Origin of the sequence: Mesorhizobium sp. M0715 (genome assembly GCF_040320355.1) — a bacterium.
Taxonomy (GTDB): domain Bacteria; phylum Pseudomonadota; class Alphaproteobacteria; order Rhizobiales; family Rhizobiaceae; genus Mesorhizobium.
Genome location: NZ_JAMYPL010000006.1, coordinates 184,635 through 206,802 on the forward strand (window position 1 = coordinate 184,635; position 22,168 = coordinate 206,802).

The window sequence follows — 22,168 nt, forward strand, 5'->3', positions numbered from 1 at the left end:
CCACATGATCGTTAGCCTGCTAGCGTCACCTGGTTTTTAGAGGACGCTGCGAATGGCGACAGGCTACGTTTTTCACGAACAGCTGATGTGGCATGACACCGGCTCCAGCGCCGACATGATGCCTCCCGGCCGTTTCGTGGAACCCGGCCGCCATCTGGAATCCCCTGGCTCGAAGCGGCGGCTGAACAACCTCATCCAGGTCAGCGGCCTGTCGCGCCATCTCGTCCCGATTATCCCCGAGCCGGTCTCGGTCGAGGACCTGTTGCGCGTCCACACGCAACGTCACGTTGACGACATCAGGATGCTCAGCGAGCGCGGCTCCGGTTTCGCCGGGCCGCAGGCGCCAATCGGCCTCAACAGCTTCGACATCGCGCTGCTGTCTGCCGGCACCACCTATGCCGCGATGCGCGCCGTGCTGACCGGACGCGTCGACAATGCCTATGCGCTGGCGCGGCCGCCGGGGCACCATGCCGAGCCTGATCAGGCGATGGGCAACTGCCTGTTCTCCAACATCGGCGTCGCTGTCCGCCGGCTGCAGCATGAAGGCCTGCTTGGCCGCGCCGCAGTGGTCGACTGGGATGTGCACCACGGCAACGGCACCGAGACGGTGTTCTATTCCGACCCGTCGGTGCTGACCATTTCCTTGCATCAGGACAATCTCTACCCGACCGGGCGCGGTGCGCTGGCCGACAACGGCAAAGATGCCGGCGAAGGCTACAACATAAACATACCGCTGCCGGCGGGCAGCGGCACCGGCGCCTATGAAGCGACTTTCGACCGTGTCGTCGCGCCGGCGCTGCGTGCCTACAGACCGGACCTCGTCATCGTCGCGTCCGGCTTCGATGCGTCCGGCTTTGATCCGCTCGGCCGCATGATGCTCAACAGCGAATGCTTCAGGCGGCTCGCCGCGCGCATGGTGGCGCTGGCCGCCGAAACTTCGCAAGGGCGCCTGATGATGACCCATGAGGGCGGCTACTCCGAGGGCTATGTGCCGTTCTGCGGCCATGCCGTCATCGAGACTCTGGCCAACCATCGCACCGAAGTGGTCGACCCGTTGTCGGAGCATATCGACGAATGGGCGGGGCAGGATCTGCAGTCGCATCAGGCCGCGGCGATCGATGCCGCCGAAGGCCTGCTCGCCGGCCTGCGCCAACGTCTCGCCAGTGCGGCCTGACGCGATGGATTTTCTCATCACCACGCTGCTCAATGCGCTGACGCTGATCAGTATCCTGATGCTGGTCGGGCTCGGGCTGGCGATCAGCTTCGGGCTGATGAACGTGACCAATTTGGCGCATGGCGAGTTCGTCACCGTCGGCGCTTTCGCGGTTTATTTCGTCCAGAGCGTGGGCGGCTCGTTCTGGCTGGGCCTGGCGGCGGCGCCCGTTGCCGGCGCGGTGGTCGGCTGTATCCTCGAGTTCGCCATCATCCGCCATCTCTATTCCAGGCCGGTCTCGACCGTGCTTGCCACCTGGGGCGTCAGCCTGATCCTGCAGCAAGGGCTGGAACTGATCTTCGGGCTCGGCGCCAAGCCGGTGACGCCGCCGATCGAGGGCACGCTCGATCTTTTCTTTACCGTCTATCCGGCCTACCGGCTGATCCTGATCGGCATTGCCATGCTGACCTTGCTCGGCGTCATCCTGTTGATCAGCCGGACGCCCTTCGGTCTCGACATCCGCACCGTCATCCAGAACCGCGAGATGGCCGAAGGCGTCGGCATCAATACCCGGCGCACCTACGCCATCGCCTTCACCTTCGGCGCGGCAATCGCCGGCCTTGCCGGCGGACTGGTCGCACCGCTGGCAATCGTGCTGCCGCAGATGGGGGTGAACTATCTCGCCAACGCCTTCTTCGTCGTCATCGTCGGTGGTGTCGGCTCGATCGGCGGCCTTGTCGCCGGCAGCGTCTTCGTCGGCGGACTGACCAGCATCCTCAATTATCAGATTTCGCCGTCGCTGGCGCAGGCGATCGTGCTGCTGGCTGCCATCGTCGCTGTCCGTCTGCGGCCCAACGGCCTGTTCAACGGAGCGTCGCGATGATCGCCCGCGACCGCAACTGGCTGATGATCTTTGCCGTCTGCGTGGCGCTCGCGATCATCTATCCGTTCTTTGCCGGCGGCTATCAGTTGACGGTGATCCGCGACGCGCTGATCTTCGGCCTGTTCGCAGCGAGCCTCGACTTCTTCTGGGGCCGCACCGGAATCCTGTGTTTCGGCCACGCCGCCTTCTTCGGCATCGGCGGCTACATCATGGCGCTGGTTACGCTCAATGATGCCATCCCCTTCGGAAGCCTGCTTGGCATCATCGGTGCGGTGGCGGGTGCGGCCTTCGTCGCCGCCATCATCGGCTACTTCCTGTTCTTCGGCGGCATTCGTGGCAGCTATTTCACCATCGTCACGCTGGCCATGGGCGTCATCTGCCAGCAGGCCGCGGTTTCCTGGAGTTCGGTCACCGGCGGCGACAGCGGCCTGATCGGCATTCCGCCGATCGAGTTCGATCTTGGCGGCCTGCATGTCGATCTGAGCCAGGATCTGCCCTCCTATATCTTCGTCTCGGCTATCGTCGCCGTGACGGTGCTGGCGCTGTGGTCGATCAGCCGCGGCCGCTGGGGCACGGTGCTGACCGCAATCCAGGACAATGAAGTCCGGGCGGCCGCGCTCGGCCACAATGCGCCGTTGCGGCTGCTCGTTACTTTCGTCTTGTCGGCGGCGATCGCCGGACTTGCCGGCGCGCTCTATGTCTGCATGGCAGGACTGGTGGCGCCCGACCTGTCCGGACTGCTCCTGTCGACGGAGGTGATCGTCTGGGTGGCGGTCGGCGGGCGCGGCACGCTGCTTGGGCCAGTACTGGGCGCCATCTTCATTCAGCGCGCGCAGCAGACGATCAGCAGCTTCAACCCGAGCCTGTGGCCCCTTCTGCTCGGCTGTGTCTTCGTCATCATCGTCTTCGTCCTGCCGGATGGCATCCTGTCGATCTACGCGCGGCTGAAAGGCCTGTTCAAGGGCGGGAGGCGCGCGCAATGAGCGACATCCTGCTGCAGGCCGAGAACGTCGGTATCCGCTTTGGCGGGCTGCAGGCGCTGGAGGCTCTGAACCTCACGGTGCGCGACAAGGAACTCTGCTGCATCATCGGGCCGAACGGCGCTGGCAAGAGCACCTTCCTCAACGTGCTGACCGGCACGCTGCGTCCGACCAGCGGCAGCGTGCGCTTCCTCGGCCACGACATAGCCGGCTTGCCGCTGCATCGCATCGCCCGGCTCGGCATTGCCCGCAAGTTCCAGATCCCCTCTGTCTTCCCGAGCCTCTCGGTGGAGGATAATCTCAAGGTCGCGCGCTGGGGGGCGCCTTCGCCTGCGCGCCCGGTTGGCGAACTCTTGGAGCTGGTCGCGCTGACCAACCGCGCCGCCACGTTGGCCGGCGAACTCGCGCATGGCCAGAAGCAATGGCTGGAGATCGGCATGGCGTTGGCGATAGAGCCGCGCCTGCTGTTGCTCGATGAACCCACTGCCGGCATGACGCCGCAGGAGACGCTGGCGACGGCGCAGATGCTGCTGCGACTCAAAGGTGAATTCTCGATCGTTGCCGTCGAGCACGACATCCGCTTCGTGCGGGCGCTGAACTGCGAGACGTTGGTGCTGCATCAGGGACGCCGGCTGCGCAGCGGTCCTTTCCATGACATCGAGACCGACGAGATGGTCCGCGATGTCTATCTGGGGAGGCGCTGATCATGCTGCGAACAATGGCGGTGTCGGCCGGCTACGGTCTGCTCCCCGTGCTGAACGGCATCGACCTCAGCGTCGCGCTGGGCGAAGTCGTGGGCTTGCTCGGCCGTAATGGCGCAGGCAAGACAACGCTGCTGCGCGTCATCTCCGGCGGCTTGCGGGCAAGCGGCGGGGCGGTGGTTCTCGGAGACAAGGATCTCACCAACGCGCCGGCTTTCCGCCGTGCGCGCGCAGGCATCGCGCATGTGCCGCAGGGGCGCGGGATCTTTAACCAGCTGACGGTGCGGCAAAACCTGGAGGTCGGCACCCGCGCTGCCAAGGACCGTGGCGACGGCGGCATTCCGGCCGACATCTTCGGCTATTTTCCAATCCTGCGCGAACGCGAAGCGCAGGTCGCCGGCACGCTTTCGGGCGGCCAGCAGCAAATGCTGGCGATCGGCCGCGCGCTCTGCGGCCTGCCCTCGGTGCTGCTGCTCGACGAGCCCTCGGAAGGCATCCAGCCGAACATCGTGCAGTCGATCGCCGAACTGGTGCCGCGCATCGCCCGCGAGCGCGGCATCGCGATCATTCTTGTCGAGCAGAATCTCGATCTCGTTCTCAAGGCATCGGACCGCTGCCTGGTGATGGAGAAGGGCAGGATCGTCCACGAAGGTGCGCCTGAGACCTTCGCCGACGAGACCCTGCTGAAGGACCTGTTGGCTTTGTAAGGCGTGCATGGGGCGCGCCTGGGACTGGAAGGGAACACAACAATGATAAGCAGAAGAACTGTCTTGAAATCGGGCGGCGCTGCCGCCGCCTTCGCCATAGTCGGCGCGCCGTCGATCCTGCGCGCCGCCGACACCGTCAAGGTCGGCCTGTCGATCCCGATCACCGGACTGCAGGCGATTCTCGGCGAGACGTTGCTCAATTGCTACAAGCTCGCCGCCGCCGAACTCAACGCCGCCAACGGCATTGGCGGGCGCCAGGTCGAACTCATCATCGAGGACAACCAGACCACGACCAAGGGCTCCATCGACAAGGCGCGCAAGCTCATCAACGAAGACAAGGTCGACGTGATCATGGGCACGATCATTTCGCCTGAGCGCAGCGCCACGCTGTCGGTCACCTCGAAGGCCAAGAAGCTGTTCTTCTACCCGACCAATTTCGAAGGCGGCGAATGCAACCGCTACTTCGTCGCCACCGGCCCGATCCCGATGCAGCAGGTCGACCCGATGATGCCATGGGTGGCAGAGAACCTCGGCAAGACGATCTATGTCATGGCTTCGGACTATGCCTGGCCGCAGAAGATGACCGAGGCGATCACGGCGGCCTATGAGAAGGCCGGCGGCAAGATCATCGGCGCCGATTACTATCCGTTCGGGACCACAGATTTCGGCCCGGCCTTCCAGAAGATCAAGTCGCTGAAGCCCGATGTCGTCTGGTCGATGGTGGTCGGCAACGACGCCGTCACCCAGCTCAAGCAGTATCGCAGCTTCGACATCAAGCAGCCGCTGATCGCCCCGCTCGACGAGGTCTTCAACAAGGACGCGCTGCCGCCCGGCGTTGCGGCCGGCACCTATGCGCCGCAGCCCTACTGGATGGCGCTGGACAATCCGGTCAACAAAAAGTTCATCTCCAGCTTCCGTGAGAAATTCGGCCAGGAGAAGATGGTCAACGGCATCGGGGAGGCCGGCTACAACGGCCTGCATCTCTACGCGCTGGCCGCGGAGAAGGCGGGATCGCTGAAGGACGACGATGTATTGGCCGCGCTGCCGTCGATCGAGTTCGACGCACCGCAAGGCAAGATCCGCGTCGACGCCACCAACAACCACACACTCTGCCATTCCTATGTAGGCAAGGCGGCGGCCGACGGCATCGGCTACGAGATCGCTAAGGATTTCGGCACCATCGCGCCGGTAACGCCTTACTGCAAGGTGTAGGGTCTTCCGCCCAAGCAATCCTGACGGCGGCTTTGTCGCTGCCGTCAGGGCGTCTGCGGCGCAGGCAGACGCTCGCGCAATTCGTCGACGAGCACCCTGGTGTTTTCGGAATAGTCGATAGGCACAACGACGAGATGCACGCCGCCGCCGGTGAAGGCCTGTTCCAGCGCCGGCCGCAAGTCGGCGATCTCTGCAACCCTGGTTCCCTTGGCGCCATAAGCCTCGGCATACTTGACGAAATCGGGATTTCCGAAGGTCATGCCGAAATCCGGAAATTCGTCAACCGCCTGCTTCCAGCGGATCATGCCATAGGCATGGTCCTCGAGCAGCAGGACGACGAGGTTGAGCTTGAGCCTGACGGCGGTCTCCAATTCCTGGCTGTTCATCATGAAGCCGCCATCGCCGCAGATGGCCATGACACGGCGCTGCGGATAGAGCAGTGCCGCCATCATCGCCGACGGCAAGCCCGCGCCCATGGTGGCCAGCGCATTGTCGAGCAGGATCGTGTTTGCCATGCGCGTCCGGTAGTTGCGCGCGAACCAGATCTTGTACATGCCGTTGTCGAGGGCGAGGATCCCGTCGGCCGGCATCACGGCGCGCACGTCGTGCACGATGCGCTGCGGCGTGAAGCGATCTTCGGTGGCCCGCGCGGCGATCCGGCTCAGAATGCCTTCCCGCAGCGGCAGCAGGACCTGCGCGTTGGGGATCTTGCCCTCGATGCGGTCGGCCAGCAGCGCCAGCGAAGGGCCGAGGTCGCCGACGATTTCGGCTTGCGGGAAATAGACCTGCTCGACATCGGCTGATTGGTAGCCGACATGAATGACCTTCGGCCCCTTCGCCCCCATGATGAAGGGCGGCTTCTCCACGGTGTCGTGACCGATGGTGATGATCAGATCGGCCTGCTCGATGGCCTCGTGCACGTAGTCGCGCTCCGAAAGGGCTGCCGTTCCCATATAGAGCTCCGTGCCGCCGGGCACGGTGCCCTTGCCCATCTGCGTGGTGAAATAGGGAATTTGCGTCCGCAGCACGAACTGCGCGACGTCGGGGGTCACGCGCGGTCGCGACGCCGCCGCGCCGAACATCAGCAGCGGGCGCCTGGCTTCCAGGATCATACGGGCGGCGCGATCAAGCGCGCCTGGACTGGCCAGCGGCAGTTCGACCGGGTGCGTCGGCACCAGCGCGATCGGTTCGCACTCGGCCGCCGCAATGTCTTCCGGCAGTTCCAGATGTACGGGACCGGGACGCTCTTCCTGGGCGACACGGAAAGCTTCGCGCACCAGCGAGGGGATCATCTTCGGCGAGACGATCTGGCGCGACAGCTTGGTCAGCGGCTTCATCGCCGCGACGATGTCGACGATCTGAAAGCGCGCCTGCCGGGATGACAGGATGCCCTTCTGGCCGGTGATCATGATCATCGGCATCGCGCCGAGCAGCGCATAGGCCGAACCGGTCGAAAGGTTGAGCGCGCCTGGGCCAAGCGTGGTGATACACACACCCGGCTTGCCGGTAAGCCTGCCATAGGTGGCGGCCATGAAAGCGGCTGCCTGCTCGTGACGGGTCAGGATCAACTGGATCGAGGAGCGGCGGATGGATTCGACGATATCGAGATTTTCTTCGCCCGGAATGCCGAAAATCCGTTCGACCCCTTCGTTCTCGAGGGCCGCGACGAACAGATCCGAACCTTTGGTCATAAACTGTCTCTCCCGCAACATTCCGTCGGCCCCCCTTCATATGGCATCGGAATGCGACGCCTCAAAGAGGCATCTTCGGCCGCGGGTCAGAGGCGCGTGTTGCAACTCGCCGCTTTCGGCGAAGCGAAAAGTTCCTTCGGCGCAGACCATTGGCTGACGGTCGCGCCGCGCGTGCCGGTGATCAGCGAGCGCAGTTCCGACAGATAGGTCTGCACGAAGAACGAGGTCTGGCTTTCCAGCGGCGTATAGGGCCCCGGCCGGTAGGCGCGCGACATGATGCCGTCGGCATTGTCTTCGGTGATCTTCTTGTCCTGCACCGTGGTGATGTCCCACATCCAGCTGATCGCATCGGCGTCGACGTCGTTATCGGCATCCTTGTCGACGAGCCAAGTCAGGATGACGTCTGTTTCCATGGCGTTGCGCGGTATCATCTGGAACAGCGTGACATAGTCATTGGCAGCACTTGCAAACGACAGGCGTCCGAGGCGAAAGCCGCTTTCGCCGCCATCATAGGCACGACGACCACCCATCAGGCACGAGACCCCCTCGCCCGTATTGGACAGCGTGTTACGGCCGGAGCCGATCGGCTTGCGGTGCATGGCGAACGGCATCGTGTCCAGGTCGCCAGCCTGCCACGCGCCCTTGTGGAACTCGGCATCGCCGATGACGCTGTGCCAGGCCTCGATTTCGTTCTGCCACTCGACCGCCTTGTCGGCATCGCGGGTCGCGGTCACTTTGACATGACCGTTGACGCGGTAATATTCGGGGTGAGCCGGACGGCAGTGATAGCATTCAAGGAAGTTCTCGAGCACCAGCTTCCAGTTCGCCTTGGTCAGGTAATTCCTGCGCGCAACGATGCGTGCGCGGTCGAGGCCGTTCTCGCGCAAGCCACCGGTCAGCCCGTCCGCGACAGGCTGGATGTCGGGCAACGACTTGGCATCGAGGCCGCAGAATACCAGGCCGCCGAAACTCTTGCAGGGCACCCGGTGCAGGCCGAGCGTTTCCGGATCGGCGCTTGTAGGAAGGTCCTGCCGCGACTGCAATTTGCCGGTCAGCCTGAACGACCAGGCATGATATGGGCAGACCAGAAGCTTGCCGCGACCATCCTTGGCGCAGAGCCGCGAGCCGCGATGGGTGCAGACATTGTAGTAGGCCGCGATGTCCTCCTCGCCATCGCCGAAGCGCACGACGATGATCTCTTCGTCGAACAGCTGGCGCACGATGTAGCGGCCCTTTTCAGGGACCTCGCTGGCATGGGCGACAAGCATCCATTGGCGCGGAAACCACAAGTCACGTTCCAGCGCGAAGATCGTAGGGTCGGCATAAAAGGCCTGTTCCAGCGACCAGTCCGGACGTTGCCGGTCGATCAGCCTGACGGTCTCGCTTCTGTCGATAGGCTGGCTGTTCGGTGTATAGGCCTGCACTGCAACACCTTTCTGCTCGCTGGCGTTAGGATGACGTTTCGATAGGAATGTGCGATGCGGAAAGGCTTGCGGCAAACACAGAAATGATAGACCTTCATATCGAAAAGGCATGAAGGCAGGTTTGGATTGTGAAAACCCTCAAGACATCGCTTCCCCTGCTGAACGCCATGGTCGTCTTCGAGGCTGCCGCCAGGCATGGCGGGCTGACGTTGGCCGCTCAGGAGCTGAACATCGCCCAATCGGCGGTCAGCAGGCACGTCGCCAATCTCGAGCGCCAGCTGTCGGTCGAGCTGTTCGCGCGCAAAGGCAACCGCGTCGCCGTCACCGGGGCCGGCAACACGCTAGCCGAAGCGATCCGCGAGGGTCTCGGCACCATCAGGCAAGCGGTCGAGGATTTGACCGCGCACGACAGCGATACATTCGTGGTCGGCTGCAGCCACGACTTCGCGCAGGCATGGCTGATGCCGCGCTTCGGCCTCATCACATCGCAGGTTGCCGATGGCCGGGTGCTGCTGCAGACATCCACCGACTACAGGGATTTCGACCAGCCTGAAGTGGCGCTGTCGATCCGCTTCGGCGAAGCCGGGCAATGGTCCGAATTCGTGACCGAAAAACTGCTCGACGGTGAATGGTTCCCGGTCTGCGCACCGGCGTTCCTGGCGCGTTATCCGGCGCTCGCCTCGGAAGACCCAGAGGCTTTCATAGCAGTGCCGCTGCTGCATCAGGTGACGCCGCCGGGCGCGATCGACAGCTGGCAATCGTGGATCGGAACCGACCGGAAACTCGATGGACCTCGGTTCACGGGCTACATGTCGATGATCCACGAAACCATCGCCGGGCGCGGCGCCGCGCTCGCCTGGGCCGGGTTTGCCGACGAGCATCTGCGCCGCGGCCAGCTCGTCCGGCTGACGAAGACCTCGCGTCGTCACGCCGGCTCCTTCCACATCGTCACGAGGAAGAATGCCGGCCCGGTGGTCAGGGCGGTGGCGCAGGCGCTGCTCGGCAGCGTCGACGACTGCTGACATCAAGCCTCGCGGCCAAATCGCGACGCCTCATGACGCGCGCCCCAGGCCGGCATGGCGGCCTCGATCTCTGCTTCCGACTTGAAGGCATCGGAGGCGTAGCGATCGACACGGAACCGCTCCGCGGAAACGAATGGGGTCTGCCCGAGGACCAGTTCGCAGGAGAGCCGGCCAAGACCCGGCCCATGGGTGACGCCGCTCTCATTATCGCCGCCGACGACCACGATATTGTCGCTGCCGGGGACCTTGCCGACGATAAGACCGTTGTCGGGCGTGTAGCACGGCACACCTTGCGCCCAACTCGCGATCGTCGAACCGCGCAGCGGCGGGAACACCGTCTGCAGCTCGGCAAGCTCCTGCTCGAATGTCTCCTGCATCAGTTCGAGATTGTGCGGTTGGCCGGGTTCGATTTCGCTGTCATTTGTTTTGTACAGGGGTTTGTAGTGCCGGCCGGTTCCCCACATGACGGCCCCGAATGTCTCGCGCAGCCACAGCCGCAATTCGCGGCACTGGACGGTGGGGATGGTCGACGGCAGCCCGCGATCATCGGTGACGATGCGTGTCGCGACGACCCGCAGCAGCGGCAACTTCCAGCCGAGGCCCGATATGATCTGGTTGTCCCATGCGCCAGCGGCAACGATCACGCCGTCAGCCTCAAGGCTGCCCTGATCGGTCTCGATCGCCACCCGGTCGTCGGCATCATGGACGGCCGTCACGCGTGTGTTGCTGCGGAATACGCCGCCCAGCTCGCTGATCTGGCCGGTCAGCACACCCATTGCCAGCTTGGTGTCGAGCTGGATGCCATGCGGATTGTAGGCCGCCGAATGGACCCGCGCCGGATCGATGAGACCTTGCATCTTCTGGCCGATCTGCGCGGCGTTCAGATCCTGCATTTCCGTCGGGGCATAGGAAGAGTCCAGCACCGGGCGGACAAAACGCTCGCGCCCGTCCTCGGTCAGCGCCATGATCAAGGTGCCGTTCGGCCGATAGCCGATCTCGACGCCGACCTCGTGCAGCCGGCGATAGAAATCGAGGCCATATTGCTGCAGCTGAAGACCCTCTTCGCCAAGCGGAATCATGCCGGCAGACCAATGCGAGACAAATCCCGCGCCGGCGCTGGTGGTCGCGGCACCCGGCTGACCCGCATCGATGACCGTCACCCGGCGCACGCCGGACCGCAGCAGATGGAAAGCCGCGCTGCAGCCGATGATGCCGCCGCCGATTACCGCGATGTGCCTGCTATCGCTCCCGCCATGGCTTCCGTTTGAACTCATCTTTGTTCTCCCTTTTGCCGATGGTCCGATCGGAGCGACATGCAGCGACGGCGACCATACAGGCCCGTTCGGAGCTGTATAGACACATGTGTCTGTGGCCTGATACTTGATGCGTACTGCATCTGGATCACACGTCCGGAACGCCGCTTGATCCGGCCTTCCGTCGTGTTGGCGTTGCCAAGAGAGTGAGAAAAAAGTGAGCGTTTCGACTGCCGCCAAGGCCATTTTCGACAGTGAAATCATATGGGACGCGCATTCCGGCTTCATGCCGGACCCGGCTGCGGACCTGAACAATCTGCAGATCTGGCGCGACGCCGGCATCGACTATCTGTCGATTGATGTCGGCTTCGACCTGTTGCCCTGGGAGCAGACAGTGCGGACGCTCGCAAATTTCCGCCACTGGATCCTTGCCAATCCCGAGCACTACACGCTGGTCTCCTCGGTAGAGGAAATCCGCAAGGCAAAGCTTGAGGGCAAACTGGCAATCACCTTCGACGTCGAGGGCATGAACGCGCTCGACGGCCGCATCGAAATGGTGGAGTTCTATCACCATCTGGGTGTGCGCCAGATCTTGTTTGCCTACAACAGGAACAACCTCGCCGGCGGCGGTTGCCACGATGTCGAGACCAGCCTGACGGCGTTCGGCCGCCAGGTCATCGACGAGATGAACCGTCTCGGCATGTTCGTCGACGTCACCCACACCGGCTATCGCACCTCGATGGAGGTGATGGAATATTCCAACCGGCCGGTGATCTTCTCGCACTCCAACGCCAAGGCCTTGTGCGGCCATGGCCGCAACATCACCGACGAGCAGATAAAGGCCTGCGCGCGCACCGGCGGCATCGTCGCGATCGTCGGGCTCAATCGTTTCCTGGGAGAGGGACGCACGGACTCGGACAGGTTGGCCGACCACATCGAATATCTTGTCGATCTGGCTGGCCCAGATCATGTCGGCATCGGGCTGGACTACGCCTTCCCCGTCGACATCAAAGGCATCGACCGTATCATTTCCGACAACCCGCAATTCTGGCCCAGGAGCGAGTATCCGGAAGGGGCGACGACCTACGCGGCTCCCGGCCAGATGAGCGAACTGACCGATGTGCTTCTGCGCCGCGGCCAGTCCGAGCAGACCGTGCGCAACGTCCTGGGCGGCAATTTCGTGCGCCTGGCGGCCGAAATCTGGAAGTGATCGGCCGCGGAGAGGCGCATGTCCGCTACAGCTCTTGATCCAGGCCCCACCGAATGGCGGGCCAAGCCGCGCCGTGTGGGCGATCACATTTAGCCCGCGTAGGGCCCAAGCCGACGCGCTGGCGCGGTCGGAACAGATGTCGATATTTCCCGCAAGATCGTCCGTATTCAAGATTCGGACATGCCGGCAAAATTTTCGCTAGACATACATGTCTATTATTAGCAGTTTTAGCTGACAGACACATTCGGCCCGGCTTGGAGAATGGCCAACGGCCGGAAACAAGACAACGAAAACAGCAGAGGGGTAGAGCATGTCCATTCTAGCCGACACCAGGGTTTCGCGCCGCAGCCTGCTCGCCGGAGCCGGCGCTTTCGGCCTCGCCTCAATGGTCAATCCAAAAGTTTCCTGGTCGAGCGACGGGCCGATCCTCAAGGTGCGCTCCTACGCCGACATCCAGACGCTCGACCCTTGCTTCCGGCTGGCGGCACCCGAAGGCGACATCACCAGCGTCATCTTCGCCGGCCTCGTCGTCACCACGCCGGGCGACAGCTGGGGCTGGCGGCCGATGGCGGCGGAGACGATCAAGCAGCTCGATCCGCTGACCGTCGCCTTCCAGCTGCGCGACAATATCGGCTTCACCGATGGCTACGGCCAGATGACGGCCGAAGACGTCAAGTTTTCGATCGAACGCATCGCCGATCCCGCCAACAAGAGCCCCTACTCCGGCGACTGGGCGACGCTCAAAGAGGTCGAAGTCAAGGACAAGCTGTCGGGGCTGATCCACCTGAAGCAGGCCTTCGCGCCGCTGTGGACGTCGACCTTGCCGACGCCTTCCGGCACCATCCTGTCGAAGCGCGCCATCACCGAGCTCGGTGGCAAGATGGGTGTCAAGCCGGTGGCCCAGTCGGGGCCCTACATCCTGAAGGAATGGCTGCCCAAGCAGCGCACGGTGCTGGTGCGCAATCCCGACTGGAAGTACGAGCAAGGTGCCTTCGCGGAGATCCACATCCATCCGATCGAGGATGAGAAGACCGCCGAACTCGGCTATGAGGCCGGCGACCTGGATTACACCTGGACCGCGGTCTCCTCGATCTCGCGCCTGAAGCAGACACCGCCGCCAAAGACGACCGTGGTCGAGAAGCCGTCGCTGGCCTTTGTCTGGCTTGGCATGAACCAGGATGTCGCGCCTTTCAACAATCCGAACATGCGCCGCGCGGTTCAGTACGCCGTGGACCGCAAGGCGGTGGTCGATGCCGCCTATTTCGGCGCCGCCGCCACCGCCACCGGCATCATCGCGCCCGGCCTGCCCGGCCATCGCGAGAAGAACCTGTTCGATTTCGATCCGGACCGCGCCCGCGACATGATCGCCAAGGAAGGACTGGCCGGCGCGACGATCACGCTCGACATCCTCAACAAGACCGAGCGCCTGACCGCGGCGCAGGTCGTGCAGTCGAACCTGCAGGATGTCGGCCTCACTGTGGAGATCAAGCAGAACGACAGCGGCACCTTCTGGACGCTGGGCGCCAAGGAAGGCGACTACTACAAAAAGCTGCAGATGATCATCAGCCGCTTCTCCATGCAGCCGGATCCGAGCTGGGCCACTGCCTGGTTTACCCGCGACCAGATCGGTGTCTGGAACTGGGAGCGGTTTTCCAGCGAGGAATTCGACAAGCTCAATGCCGAAGGCATGGTCGAGCTCGACCCGGCAAAACGCGATGTCATCTACAAGAAGCTGCAGGACCTGATGGAGGAGAACGGCAACTACGTTTTCCTGACGCATGAGGTCACCGGCATCATGAATCGATATACGCTTGTGGCCGGCCTGAAGCCGAACGGCGAACCCGTGTTCACCGACTTCAAACCCGCATGATATCGGCGGGCGGGGCTCGTCCCCGCCAAAGACCGTCCGACAGGTACTGGAAATGATCCGCTACGCCCTCAAGCGTCTGTGGCTTGGCGCCATCATCATCAGCGTGGCCATGATGATGATGTTCGCCATGGTTTACCTCATTCCCGGCGACCCGGCCTCCGTTGCGCTGGGGCCGCGCGCGACGCCGGAGATGATGGAGGCGCTGCGCGTACGCATGGGCCTCGATCAGCCGGTGTGGCGGCAGTTCCTACATTTCTACGGATCGGTCCTGCGCGGCGATCTCGGCACAGAGGTGCTGTCAGATCGGCCAGTTCTGGACGTGGTGATGGAACAGCTTCCGTTCACGCTGGCGCTGGTGGTCGGCGGCATCACGTGGTCGGTGGCGCTCGGCATTCCGCTTGGCTGCATCGCGGCGGTGCGGCGCGGCGGCTTTGTCGATCAGGTGATCGGGGTGCTGTCGGTGGCGATGATCGCCGTGCCGTCCTTCGTCGTCGCCATCTATTCGCTGCTGGTGTTTGCGGTCGCCCTGCAATGGCTGCCGGCGATCGGCGCCGGCGAACCGGGCGACCTCGCCAGCCAGCTCCAGCACCTCATCTTGCCGTCGCTGGCGGTTGGCCTTGGCTGGATCGGCTATATCTCGCGCATGGTGCGCGCCTCGATGCTGGAGACGCTGGAAGCCAGCCATATCCGCACGGCGCGCGCCTTCGGCCTGACCGAGCACAGGATCGTCTACACCTACGCCCTCCGCATCGCCGTGCTGCCGACGATCACCTTGCTCGGCGTCGGCATCGGCCACATGCTGTCGTCTTCCGTCTTCGCCGAAATCGTCTTTGCCCGTCCCGGCATCGGCAAGCTGGTCTATGAGGCGATCTCGGTGCGCAACTATCCCATCGTCTCCGGAGCCGTGCTGGTCACCACGGTCTTCTTCGTTCTCGTCAACGTAGCAGCCGACATCCTCGTCGGTATCTTGGATCCCCGTGTCAGATCAAGTTTCAACTGAGCTGCCATCCCGCAGCTTCCGTCTCGGCATGATATGGCGCACCTTGCGCCGCATCATGCGCGAGCCGCTCGGCGCGATCGGCCTGACGCTGGTGACGGTCGTGGTGCTGTCGGCGGTCTTCGCCAGCCTCCTGACCAGCTATGCGCCGAGCAAGATATCGCCGGCCGAACGCTTCGCTTCGCCGAGCCTCCTGCATCTGCTCGGCACCGACCATCTCGGCCGCGATCTTCTCACCCGGGTGCTCTATGGCGGACGCGTCGCGCTTTTGATCGCGCTGGGCGCGACAGCGGTGTCGCTGGTTGTCGGCGTCGTGCTAGGGCTGATCGCAGGCTATGGGCCGCGCTGGCTCGACAATGTGCTGCTGCTGATCTTCGACGCCGTGAAGAGCTTTCCCACCGTTATGCTGGCGCTGACGCTGGTCACCCTGTTCGGCCCCTCGCTCTACGCGGTGGTGCTGGTGGTGATGCTGGTCAATGTGCCGGGTTATGCGCGCATCATCCGAACCCAGACGCTGGTGCTCAAATCGGCCGAACACGTCATGGCGGCGCGCTCGATGGGGGCAAGCGCCGGCCGCATCCTGCGTGTCCATATCCTGCCCAACATCATCGGCCCGATCCTGATCCTGATCTCGATGGACATTCCCGTGGTGGTGGCGATCGAGGCGGGCATGAGCTTCCTCGGGCTCGGCGTGCGGCCGCCGACGCCGAGCTGGGGTGCGATCCTCAATGACGGCTTCGCCAACATCCGCGATTCCTACTGGATCGTGATTGCCGGCGGCCTGCCGATCGTGCTGACCACGCTCGGCTTCACCTTCTTCGGCGAGACGCTACGCGACCTCTTCGATCCCAGGCTGAAGGGACGCTCATGACGGTTCTCGAGGTCAAGGATCTGAGCGTCGCCTTCCACACCGAGGCCGGGCGACTGGAGGCGCTGAAGCAGGTGAGTTTTTGCGTGCCGGCCAACCGCAGCGTCGGCGTGGTCGGCGAATCCGGCTGCGGGAAATCGACGCTCATCAACGCCATTCTCGGCCTGCTCGCCGACAATGGTGAAATCACATCGGGCGAGATCATCTTCGAGGGCGACAAGGACCTTGCCCGGCTCGACCCGACCGCGATGCGCGGCCTGCGTGGCCTCAGGATCGCCACTGTGTTCCAGGATCCGATGGGCGCGCTCAACCCGGTGCTGTCGGTGGGGCGGCAGATGCGCGACATTCAGTATCGCTCGGGTCTGTCGAAGCGGGACAAGGATGCACGCTCCGTCGCCATGCTGCGCAAGGTTCGCATTCCCGATCCGGGAAGCCGGCTGACGCAGTTTCCACACGAGTTCTCCGGCGGCATGAAGCAGCGCATCGCCATTGCGATGGCGCTGATGATGGAGCCGGCGCTGCTGATCGCCGACGAGCCGACGACGGCACTCGATGCGACGCTGGAGGTGGCCACCATCGAACTGCTCAAGGATCTGCAGCGCGACATCGGCTGCTCGGTGCTGTTCATCTCGCATCATCTGGGCGTGATTGCCGAACTCTGCGACGAGATGATCGTGATGTATGCCGGCGAAGTAGTGGAGAGCGGCACGACCCGCGAGATATTCCACGATGCGCGTCATCCCTACACGCAGAAGCTTTTGGCTTGCGATCCCGCCCGGCTGTCGCAGCGGGTTGCTCGCCTGCCGACCATTGCCGGGACCTTGCCGGATTTGCGCCGCCGGCCGAGCGGCTGCGTCTTCCAGCCGCGCTGCGATCGCGCCGACGCCCAATGCCTGACGACGCCTCCCAGCGCAGTCCTCGGTGGGTCTCACATCGCCCACTGCTGGCATGCGGACATTCCCTTGGGAGCGATGAACGCATGAGCTCCGAAGACCTGCTCAGCGTCAATGATTTGCGCGTCGCGTTCCGCGCTGGCGGCCTGTCCGCCAGGCTCGCGGGGCGGGCCACCGAGATCGAAGCGGTCTCCGGCGTCAGCTTCACGCTTCAACGAGGCAGCACCTTCGCGCTGGTCGGCGAATCCGGCTCGGGCAAGACGACGCTGGCGCGCACGCTCAACGGTCTTCAGCCGGTGAAGGCGGGCACGATCCTGTTTGAAGGGCAGGAACTGCAAGGCCTGTCTAACACCGCCATGAAACCGGTGCGGCGGCGCATGCCGATGATGTTCCAGGATCCTGTGGGATCGCTGTCACCACGGCTCAGCGTGCGCTCGCTGCTGTCTGAGCCTTTCGTCATTCACGGCTTGTCCGATCGCGATCTCAACGCCGAAGTCACACGGCTTCTTGCGCTGGTCGGGCTGCCGCGCGATTTCGCCGACCGCTACCCGCACCAGCTTTCCGGCGGCCAAGCGCGCCGCGTCGGTGTGGCGCGGGCGATCGCTCTGGACCCGGTGCTGGTCGTCGCCGACGAGCCGACCGCCGGCCTCGACGTCTCCGTGCAGGGAGAGGTGCTGAACCTGCTCAACGACCTGCGCGACCGAATGGGCCTGTCGATGCTGATCATCACCCACAATCTGCATGTCGTGCGCCAGATCGCCGACCGCATGGCGGTGATGTATCTCGGGCGCTTCGTCGAGCAGGGTGAAACCGAAGCGATCTTCCGCGCGCCGCATCATCCCTATACGGCGGCCCTTCTGTCCGCCAATCCCGAGCCGGACCCAGATCGGGTGCACCAGCGCATCACGCTGCCGGCCGACGTTCCCTCCCTGCTGGCGCGCCCTTCAGGCTGCGAATTTCACACACGCTGTCCGCAGGCCCAGCGCTGCTGCGCGGTGGATGTCCCCATCCCGGTCGCGGTCGGAAACGGCCGCCTGACCTGCCATTTCCCGCTGAACACATAAGGATCGCCACCGGCGCAAGTTGTCGGCCGGGGCGTCGAGAGGAGCCGCCATGCAAGATATCCGCGTCGTCACCGATTTCCCGCGCAAAATCCGCGAGATCGAGAATTTGTGGATTCCGATGCCTGACGGCGTCAAGCTGGCGGCGCGTGTCTGGCTGCCGGAAGACGCGGAGGCCGATCCGGTGCCGGCGATCCTCGAATATTTGCCCTACCGCAAGCGCGACGGAACGGTGGAGCGCGATGCGCTGACGCATCCCTATTTTGCCGGTCACGGCTATGCCGGCGTGCGGGTCGACATGCGCGGCTCAGGCGACAGCGAGGGATTGTGCAAGGGTGAGTATCTGAAGCAGGAGCAGGATGACTGTCTGGCGGTCATCGAATGGCTGGCCCGGCAATCCTGGTGCTCGGGTAGTGTCGGCATGATCGGCATCAGCTGGGGCGGCTTCAACGGGCTTCAGGTCGCCGCGCGGCGACCGCCAGCATTGAAAGCGGTTGTCTCGCTGTGCTCCACGGATGATCGCTACAATGATGACGTGCATTATCTCGGCGGCGCCATGATGTGCGACAATCTGATGTGGGGAACCACCGCCTGGGCCATCGCCATGACCCCGCCCGACCCGTTCATTGTCGGCGATCGCTGGCGCGATCTTTGGGAGCAACGGCTGAACGGCAACGGCATCTGGATGCAGGACTGGTTCGAACACCAGCGCCGCGACGATTTCTACAAGCACGGCTCGATCTGCGAGGACTATTCCGATGTCGAAATCCCGGTCTATGCCGTCGGCGGCTGGGCCGACGGCTATCCCAATCCGATCTTCCGGATGCTGGAAAAACTGAGCGGTCCTCGCAAGGGCCTGATCGGACCCTGGGGCCACAAATATCCGCACTTCGCCATGCCCGGCCCGCGTATCGGCTTCCTGCAGGAGTGCCTGCGCTGGTGGGATCAATATCTCAAGGGCATCGACACCGGCATTGCCGACGAGCCGATGCTGCGCGCCTGGATTCAGGACCCCGCACGGCCGGCGGCGATCTATGACGAGCGGCCCGGCCGCTGGGTGGCGGAGCCGGCGTGGCCGGGACCAGGCGTTGGCGAAAAGGTGCTGAACCTTGCGCCGCATGTGCTGAGCGAGGCCAGGGGCGAAGATACGATCCTGGAGATTTCGTCGCCGCAGACGGCCGGCCTGTCGTCCGGCGCCTGGTGCGGTTATGGCGTCATGCCGACTTTGCCGGTCGACCAGCGCACGGAGGAAGGCAATGCCCTGATCTTCGAGACCGCGCCGTTGACCGAAGCCATCGAGATCCTTGGTTTCCCCGAATTCGAGGTCAGGCTCTCCTCTGACAAGCCCGTCGCCCTTCTGTCCGCCACGCTGTCGCAAGTGTTCCCTGAAGGTGCTGCCTCGCGCATCAGCTATGGCATCCTCAACCTGAGCCATCGCAACGATGATCTGGACATCGCACCCATGGTGCCGGGCCAGGCGGAAACGGTGCGCATCAAGCTGCGCTGCTGCGGGCAGCGTTTCGAGGTTGGCGAGCGTATCCGGCTGGCACTGGCGACATCGCATTGGCCCATCGTCTTCCCGACCGCCGAGCAGGCGACGCTGTCGATCCATTGCGGCGACAGCCGGCTGATCCTGCCGGTGCGCCCACCGCAGAAGCTGGACGACACGCTGGGGGCTTTCCTGGCTCCGGAAAGCGCTGTGCCGATGGAGCAGGAGGTTCTGGCCAAGGGCGACGGCTTCCGGCGCTCGGTTTCGACGGACCAGGACACCGGCGAGACCGTTTATCAGGTCGTCAATGATGGCGGCACGGTGCGGCATCCACATACGCAGATGACCGTTGCGGCGAGGCATGTCGACCGGTTCACCATCCACCCCGACGATCCGAACTCGGCGGTCGGCACCTGCACCTGGGAAAAGTCCTATGGCCGCGGCGACTGGCAGGCGCGCCTTTCGGTGAAAGCGACCGTGCGCGCGCTGCGCGATGTCTGGCGGATCGAGACCCACATCACTGCCCATGAGGGAGATGAAGTGGTCGTCGATCGCAGTGAGGTCAAGGAGTATCCGCGCGACCTCAACTGAAAGCGGCTGCGATTGGCAATCAGGCCATCGATCTCGGCAAGGCGGCAGCCAGCGCATCGACGGCCAGCCGCACCTTCAGCGGCAGATGCGGCGTCTGCAGCCAAAGGGCATGGCAGTCGTAGAGATATCGCGGCTGGTCCGGCAACAGTGCGACCAGCGCGCCGGCTTCAATGCGCTCGCGCACCAGCCACCAGGGCAGCCAGGCAAGCCCCATGCTCTCAACAGCCGCATCGGCGATGGCATCGAGATCGTCGAGCCGCAGCCGCCCGGTTGGCGTAATCTCCTGTACGGATTGCCCCTCGCGCGCAAACAGCCACGGCTGAACGACTTGGCCGAGCCGGCGGTAGACAATCGCCTGATGATCAGCGAAGTCTTCGATACGCTGCGGCTCGTCATGAATTCTGAGATAGGAGGGTGCGGCGCAGACGACCATGTCCTGGCGCGCGACGCGGCGTGCGATCAACCCCGCCTTGTCGCCCAGAGCACCGGTCCGAATGGCGAGATCGTATCCGTCTTCGGCAAGATCGGCGAAGCGGTCGGTGAGCGACAGGTCGAGCTCCAGCATCGGATATTGCCGCGCCAGCCGCAGCAGCACGGGTGCAACGCAATGGCGGCCGAAATGCGCCGGCATGGTGACCCGCAGTTTTCCACGTGGTTCGGAGAACTGGTCGGCGGCGAGCGCATCGGCGGCTTCGGCCTCGGCCAGCACCACCCGGCAGCGTTCATAGTAGGCGCGCCCGAAGTCGGTCAGGCTCTGCCGCCGCGTGGTCCGGTTGAGCAGCCGCACGCCCAGCCGCTCCTCGAGGAACCGCACATGCTTGCCAACCATTGGTCCGGACAGATCGAGTGCGACTGCGGCGGCTGCGAACGAGCCGAGGTCGACGGCCCTGACGAACACGGACATGCTCTCAAGCCGATCCATATTCAAAACTCCTGGTTTCTACTGTTCTTCCCTTACAGCCATTTATCCCCGGCAAGCCTAGCTGCATAGCTCATTCGGTTCAGATGATTTGGAGTATCCCGAATGACACGCGTAGTTCGCTTTCACCAGCATGGTGGCCCGGAGGTTCTGCGCATCGAGGATGTCGCGCTTTCCCCACCGGGGCCGGGCGAAGTTCAAATCCGGGTCAAGGCACTCGGCCTCAATCGCGCCGAAGCGCTGCTGCGCGCGGGCGCCTATATCGAGACGCCGACGCTCCCGGCGGGGCTTGGTCTTGAAGCGGCGGGTGTCGTCGAGACTATTGGCGACGGCGTGAAGGATTTCGCGCCAGGTGACAGCGTCAGTGTCATCCCGCCGCAATCGATGATCCGCTGGCCGGCCTATGGCGATCTTGCCACCTACCCCGCCCGACTTATCGTCAAGCATCCGCAGTCGCTTGACTGGCAAACGGCAGCGGCGGTCTGGATGCAATATCTCACCGCTTATGGCGCGCTGATCGACATCGCCGGGCTGCACAGCGGAGACGCCGTCGTCATCACAGCAGCATCGAGCAGTGTCGGGCTTGCGGCGATCCAGATCGCCAACAAGGTCGGCGCGACCGCGATCGCGGTGACGCGGACATCGGCGAAGATGCGGGCGCTGCTCGAGGCCGGCGCGGCCGACGTCGTGGCCTCGACGGAGGAGGATCTGGCGGCGCGATTGAACCAGATCGCCGGGCCGCGAGGCGTGCGCGTCGTGTTTGATGCGGTCGGCGGCCCGATCTTCGAGCCGCTGACGGCGGCCATGTCGCATAGCGGCATCCTCATCGAATATGGCGGACTGAGCCACGCGCCGACGCCATTCCCGCTGCCAGCGGTGCTGAGCAAGACGCTGACACTGCGCGGCTACCTCGTGCACCAGATCACCGGTAACCCGGTAAAGCTGGAGGCCGCCAAGGCGTTCATCGTCGAAGGCCTGCAGAGTGGGGCACTAAGACCGATCATCGACCGGACCTTTGCGTTCGACCAGATCGTCGAAGCGCATCGGCATCTGGAATCAAACGAGCAGTTCGGCAAAATCGTGGTGATGATTTGAGCGGAGTTGACAAACAAATCGTTCCTGGGGGCGATATCGCTCTTGAAGGCGCCGAGTTGCATTCCTAACTGTCTCACGCGGGCCGGGCCCCTCTGACTATCGCTTTTGGCGATCGTGATGTCGGACCGCTTTAACGGGCCCCTTTCCAT

General features: G+C 63.8%; 19 protein-coding genes. 15 read left to right on the forward strand and 4 right to left on the reverse strand.

Going from position 1 to position 22,168, the window contains the following annotated elements; all coding sequences use genetic code 11:
• The first annotated feature begins 52 nt into the window (after positions 1-52).
• Genes NKI21_RS10025 through NKI21_RS10050 form a run of 6 tightly spaced genes read left to right on the forward strand, consistent with a single transcriptional unit; the run spans position 53 to position 5,636 of the window.
• Positions 53-1,174, forward strand: a complete 1,122-nt coding sequence (locus NKI21_RS10025; protein WP_023808834.1) for a histone deacetylase-like amidohydrolase — start codon at positions 53-55, stop codon at positions 1,172-1,174.
• A 4-nt stretch (positions 1,175-1,178) separates the two neighbouring features.
• The gene (urtB, locus tag NKI21_RS10030; RefSeq protein WP_031212284.1) at positions 1,179-2,036 is read left to right on the forward strand and encodes an urea ABC transporter permease subunit UrtB; all 858 of its coding nucleotides are present in this window, start codon (positions 1,179-1,181) and stop codon (positions 2,034-2,036) included.
• Positions 2,033-3,019 (forward strand): branched-chain amino acid ABC transporter permease, encoded by a 987-nt coding sequence (locus NKI21_RS10035; protein WP_023808836.1) that lies wholly within the window; start codon positions 2,033-2,035, stop codon positions 3,017-3,019. The genes urtB and NKI21_RS10035 overlap by 4 nt, the downstream gene beginning before the upstream one ends.
• A complete protein-coding gene (locus tag NKI21_RS10040) occupies positions 3,016-3,720 on the forward strand; it encodes an ATP-binding cassette domain-containing protein (RefSeq protein ID WP_023808837.1) in 705 nt (234 codons plus the stop codon). The genes NKI21_RS10035 and NKI21_RS10040 overlap by 4 nt, the downstream gene beginning before the upstream one ends.
• Positions 3,721-3,722: 2 nt before the next feature.
• Positions 3,723-4,424 carry an ABC transporter ATP-binding protein gene (locus NKI21_RS10045; protein WP_023808838.1) on the forward strand — a complete coding sequence of 234 codons (702 nt, stop codon included), beginning with the start codon at positions 3,723-3,725 and terminating at the stop codon, positions 4,422-4,424.
• 42 nt (positions 4,425-4,466) lie between these two features.
• Positions 4,467-5,636 carry a substrate-binding protein gene (locus NKI21_RS10050; RefSeq protein ID WP_023808839.1) on the forward strand — a complete coding sequence of 390 codons (1,170 nt, stop codon included), beginning with the start codon at positions 4,467-4,469 and terminating at the stop codon, positions 5,634-5,636.
• A 44-nt stretch (positions 5,637-5,680) separates the two neighbouring features.
• On the opposite strand, the gene NKI21_RS10055 is transcribed toward NKI21_RS10050, so the two are convergent.
• Positions 5,681-7,327 carry an acetolactate synthase large subunit gene (locus NKI21_RS10055; RefSeq protein ID WP_128302363.1) on the reverse strand — a complete coding sequence of 549 codons (1,647 nt, stop codon included), beginning with the start codon at positions 7,325-7,327 and terminating at the stop codon, positions 5,681-5,683.
• 86 nt (positions 7,328-7,413) lie between these two features.
• Entirely contained in the window at positions 7,414-8,751 is a 1,338-nt protein-coding gene (locus NKI21_RS10060; RefSeq protein ID WP_023808841.1) for an aromatic ring-hydroxylating oxygenase subunit alpha, read from the reverse strand.
• Between the two features lie 128 nt (positions 8,752-8,879).
• On the opposite strand from NKI21_RS10060, the gene NKI21_RS10065 reads away from it, so the two are divergent.
• Positions 8,880-9,773 (forward strand): LysR family transcriptional regulator, encoded by an 894-nt coding sequence (locus NKI21_RS10065; protein ID WP_352440074.1) that lies wholly within the window; start codon positions 8,880-8,882, stop codon positions 9,771-9,773.
• A gap of 2 nt (positions 9,774-9,775) precedes the next feature.
• On the opposite strand, the gene NKI21_RS10070 is transcribed toward NKI21_RS10065, so the two are convergent.
• Positions 9,776-11,047, reverse strand: coding sequence for an NAD(P)/FAD-dependent oxidoreductase (locus tag NKI21_RS10070; protein WP_023808843.1), 1,272 nt, complete (start codon positions 11,045-11,047; stop codon positions 9,776-9,778).
• A 196-nt stretch (positions 11,048-11,243) separates the two neighbouring features.
• Here NKI21_RS10070 and NKI21_RS10075 point away from each other — a divergent pair, with 196 nt between their 5' ends.
• From NKI21_RS10075 to NKI21_RS10105, 7 genes are all read left to right on the forward strand, one after another.
• On the forward strand, positions 11,244-12,236 hold the full coding sequence (locus NKI21_RS10075) for a dipeptidase (RefSeq protein WP_023808844.1): 993 nt from the start codon (positions 11,244-11,246) through the stop codon (positions 12,234-12,236).
• 310 nt (positions 12,237-12,546) lie between these two features.
• On the forward strand, positions 12,547-14,106 hold the full coding sequence (locus NKI21_RS10080; RefSeq protein ID WP_352440075.1) for an ABC transporter substrate-binding protein: 1,560 nt from the start codon (positions 12,547-12,549) through the stop codon (positions 14,104-14,106).
• Positions 14,107-14,158: 52 nt separating this feature from the next.
• The gene (locus NKI21_RS10085; RefSeq protein WP_352440076.1) at positions 14,159-15,106 is read left to right on the forward strand and encodes an ABC transporter permease; all 948 of its coding nucleotides are present in this window, start codon (positions 14,159-14,161) and stop codon (positions 15,104-15,106) included.
• Between the two features lie 28 nt (positions 15,107-15,134).
• Positions 15,135-15,974, forward strand: a complete 840-nt coding sequence (locus tag NKI21_RS10090) for an ABC transporter permease (RefSeq protein WP_031212293.1) — start codon at positions 15,135-15,137, stop codon at positions 15,972-15,974.
• The gene (locus NKI21_RS10095; RefSeq protein WP_023808848.1) at positions 15,971-16,954 is read left to right on the forward strand and encodes an ABC transporter ATP-binding protein; all 984 of its coding nucleotides are present in this window, start codon (positions 15,971-15,973) and stop codon (positions 16,952-16,954) included. Before NKI21_RS10090 ends, NKI21_RS10095 begins: the two co-directional genes overlap by 4 nt.
• Complete coding sequence (locus tag NKI21_RS10100; RefSeq protein ID WP_023808849.1) at positions 16,951-17,928, forward strand: ABC transporter ATP-binding protein; 978 nt, start codon at positions 16,951-16,953, stop codon at positions 17,926-17,928. Before NKI21_RS10095 ends, NKI21_RS10100 begins: the two co-directional genes overlap by 4 nt.
• Before the next feature lie 49 nt (positions 17,929-17,977).
• Complete coding sequence (locus tag NKI21_RS10105) at positions 17,978-20,005, forward strand: CocE/NonD family hydrolase (RefSeq protein WP_352440077.1); 2,028 nt, start codon at positions 17,978-17,980, stop codon at positions 20,003-20,005.
• Between the two features lie 19 nt (positions 20,006-20,024).
• On the opposite strand, the gene NKI21_RS10110 is transcribed toward NKI21_RS10105, so the two are convergent.
• Positions 20,025-20,927 (reverse strand): LysR family transcriptional regulator, encoded by a 903-nt coding sequence (locus tag NKI21_RS10110; RefSeq protein ID WP_352440078.1) that lies wholly within the window; start codon positions 20,925-20,927, stop codon positions 20,025-20,027.
• 102 nt (positions 20,928-21,029) lie between these two features.
• Here NKI21_RS10110 and NKI21_RS10115 point away from each other — a divergent pair, with 102 nt between their 5' ends.
• Positions 21,030-22,019, forward strand: coding sequence for a zinc-dependent alcohol dehydrogenase family protein (locus NKI21_RS10115; protein WP_352440079.1), 990 nt, complete (start codon positions 21,030-21,032; stop codon positions 22,017-22,019).
• The last annotated feature ends 149 nt before the right edge of the window (positions 22,020-22,168 follow it).

Bases quoted from the DNA above. Each gene is read 5' to 3' on its own strand.
- NKI21_RS10025 (WP_023808834.1), top strand. From the start codon at position 53: ATGGCGACAGGCTACGTTTTTCACGAACAGCTGATGTGGCATGACACC.
- urtB (WP_031212284.1), top strand. From the start codon at position 1,179: ATGGATTTTCTCATCACCACGCTGCTCAATGCGCTGACGCTGATCAGT.
- NKI21_RS10035 (WP_023808836.1), top strand. From the start codon at position 2,033: ATGATCGCCCGCGACCGCAACTGGCTGATGATCTTTGCCGTCTGCGTG.
- NKI21_RS10040 (WP_023808837.1), top strand. From the start codon at position 3,016: ATGAGCGACATCCTGCTGCAGGCCGAGAACGTCGGTATCCGCTTTGGC.
- NKI21_RS10045 (WP_023808838.1), top strand. From the start codon at position 3,723: ATGCTGCGAACAATGGCGGTGTCGGCCGGCTACGGTCTGCTCCCCGTG.
- NKI21_RS10050 (WP_023808839.1), top strand. From the start codon at position 4,467: ATGATAAGCAGAAGAACTGTCTTGAAATCGGGCGGCGCTGCCGCCGCC.
- NKI21_RS10055 (WP_128302363.1), bottom strand. From the start codon at position 7,327: ATGACCAAAGGTTCGGATCTGTTCGTCGCGGCCCTCGAGAACGAAGGG.
- NKI21_RS10070 (WP_023808843.1), bottom strand. From the start codon at position 11,047: ATGAGTTCAAACGGAAGCCATGGCGGGAGCGATAGCAGGCACATCGCG.
- NKI21_RS10080 (WP_352440075.1), top strand. From the start codon at position 12,547: ATGTCCATTCTAGCCGACACCAGGGTTTCGCGCCGCAGCCTGCTCGCC.
- NKI21_RS10085 (WP_352440076.1), top strand. From the start codon at position 14,159: ATGATCCGCTACGCCCTCAAGCGTCTGTGGCTTGGCGCCATCATCATC.
- NKI21_RS10090 (WP_031212293.1), top strand. From the start codon at position 15,135: ATGATATGGCGCACCTTGCGCCGCATCATGCGCGAGCCGCTCGGCGCG.
- NKI21_RS10095 (WP_023808848.1), top strand. From the start codon at position 15,971: ATGACGGTTCTCGAGGTCAAGGATCTGAGCGTCGCCTTCCACACCGAG.
- NKI21_RS10100 (WP_023808849.1), top strand. From the start codon at position 16,951: ATGAGCTCCGAAGACCTGCTCAGCGTCAATGATTTGCGCGTCGCGTTC.
- NKI21_RS10105 (WP_352440077.1), top strand. From the start codon at position 17,978: ATGCAAGATATCCGCGTCGTCACCGATTTCCCGCGCAAAATCCGCGAG.
- NKI21_RS10110 (WP_352440078.1), bottom strand. From the start codon at position 20,927: ATGGATCGGCTTGAGAGCATGTCCGTGTTCGTCAGGGCCGTCGACCTC.
- NKI21_RS10115 (WP_352440079.1), top strand. From the start codon at position 21,030: ATGACACGCGTAGTTCGCTTTCACCAGCATGGTGGCCCGGAGGTTCTG.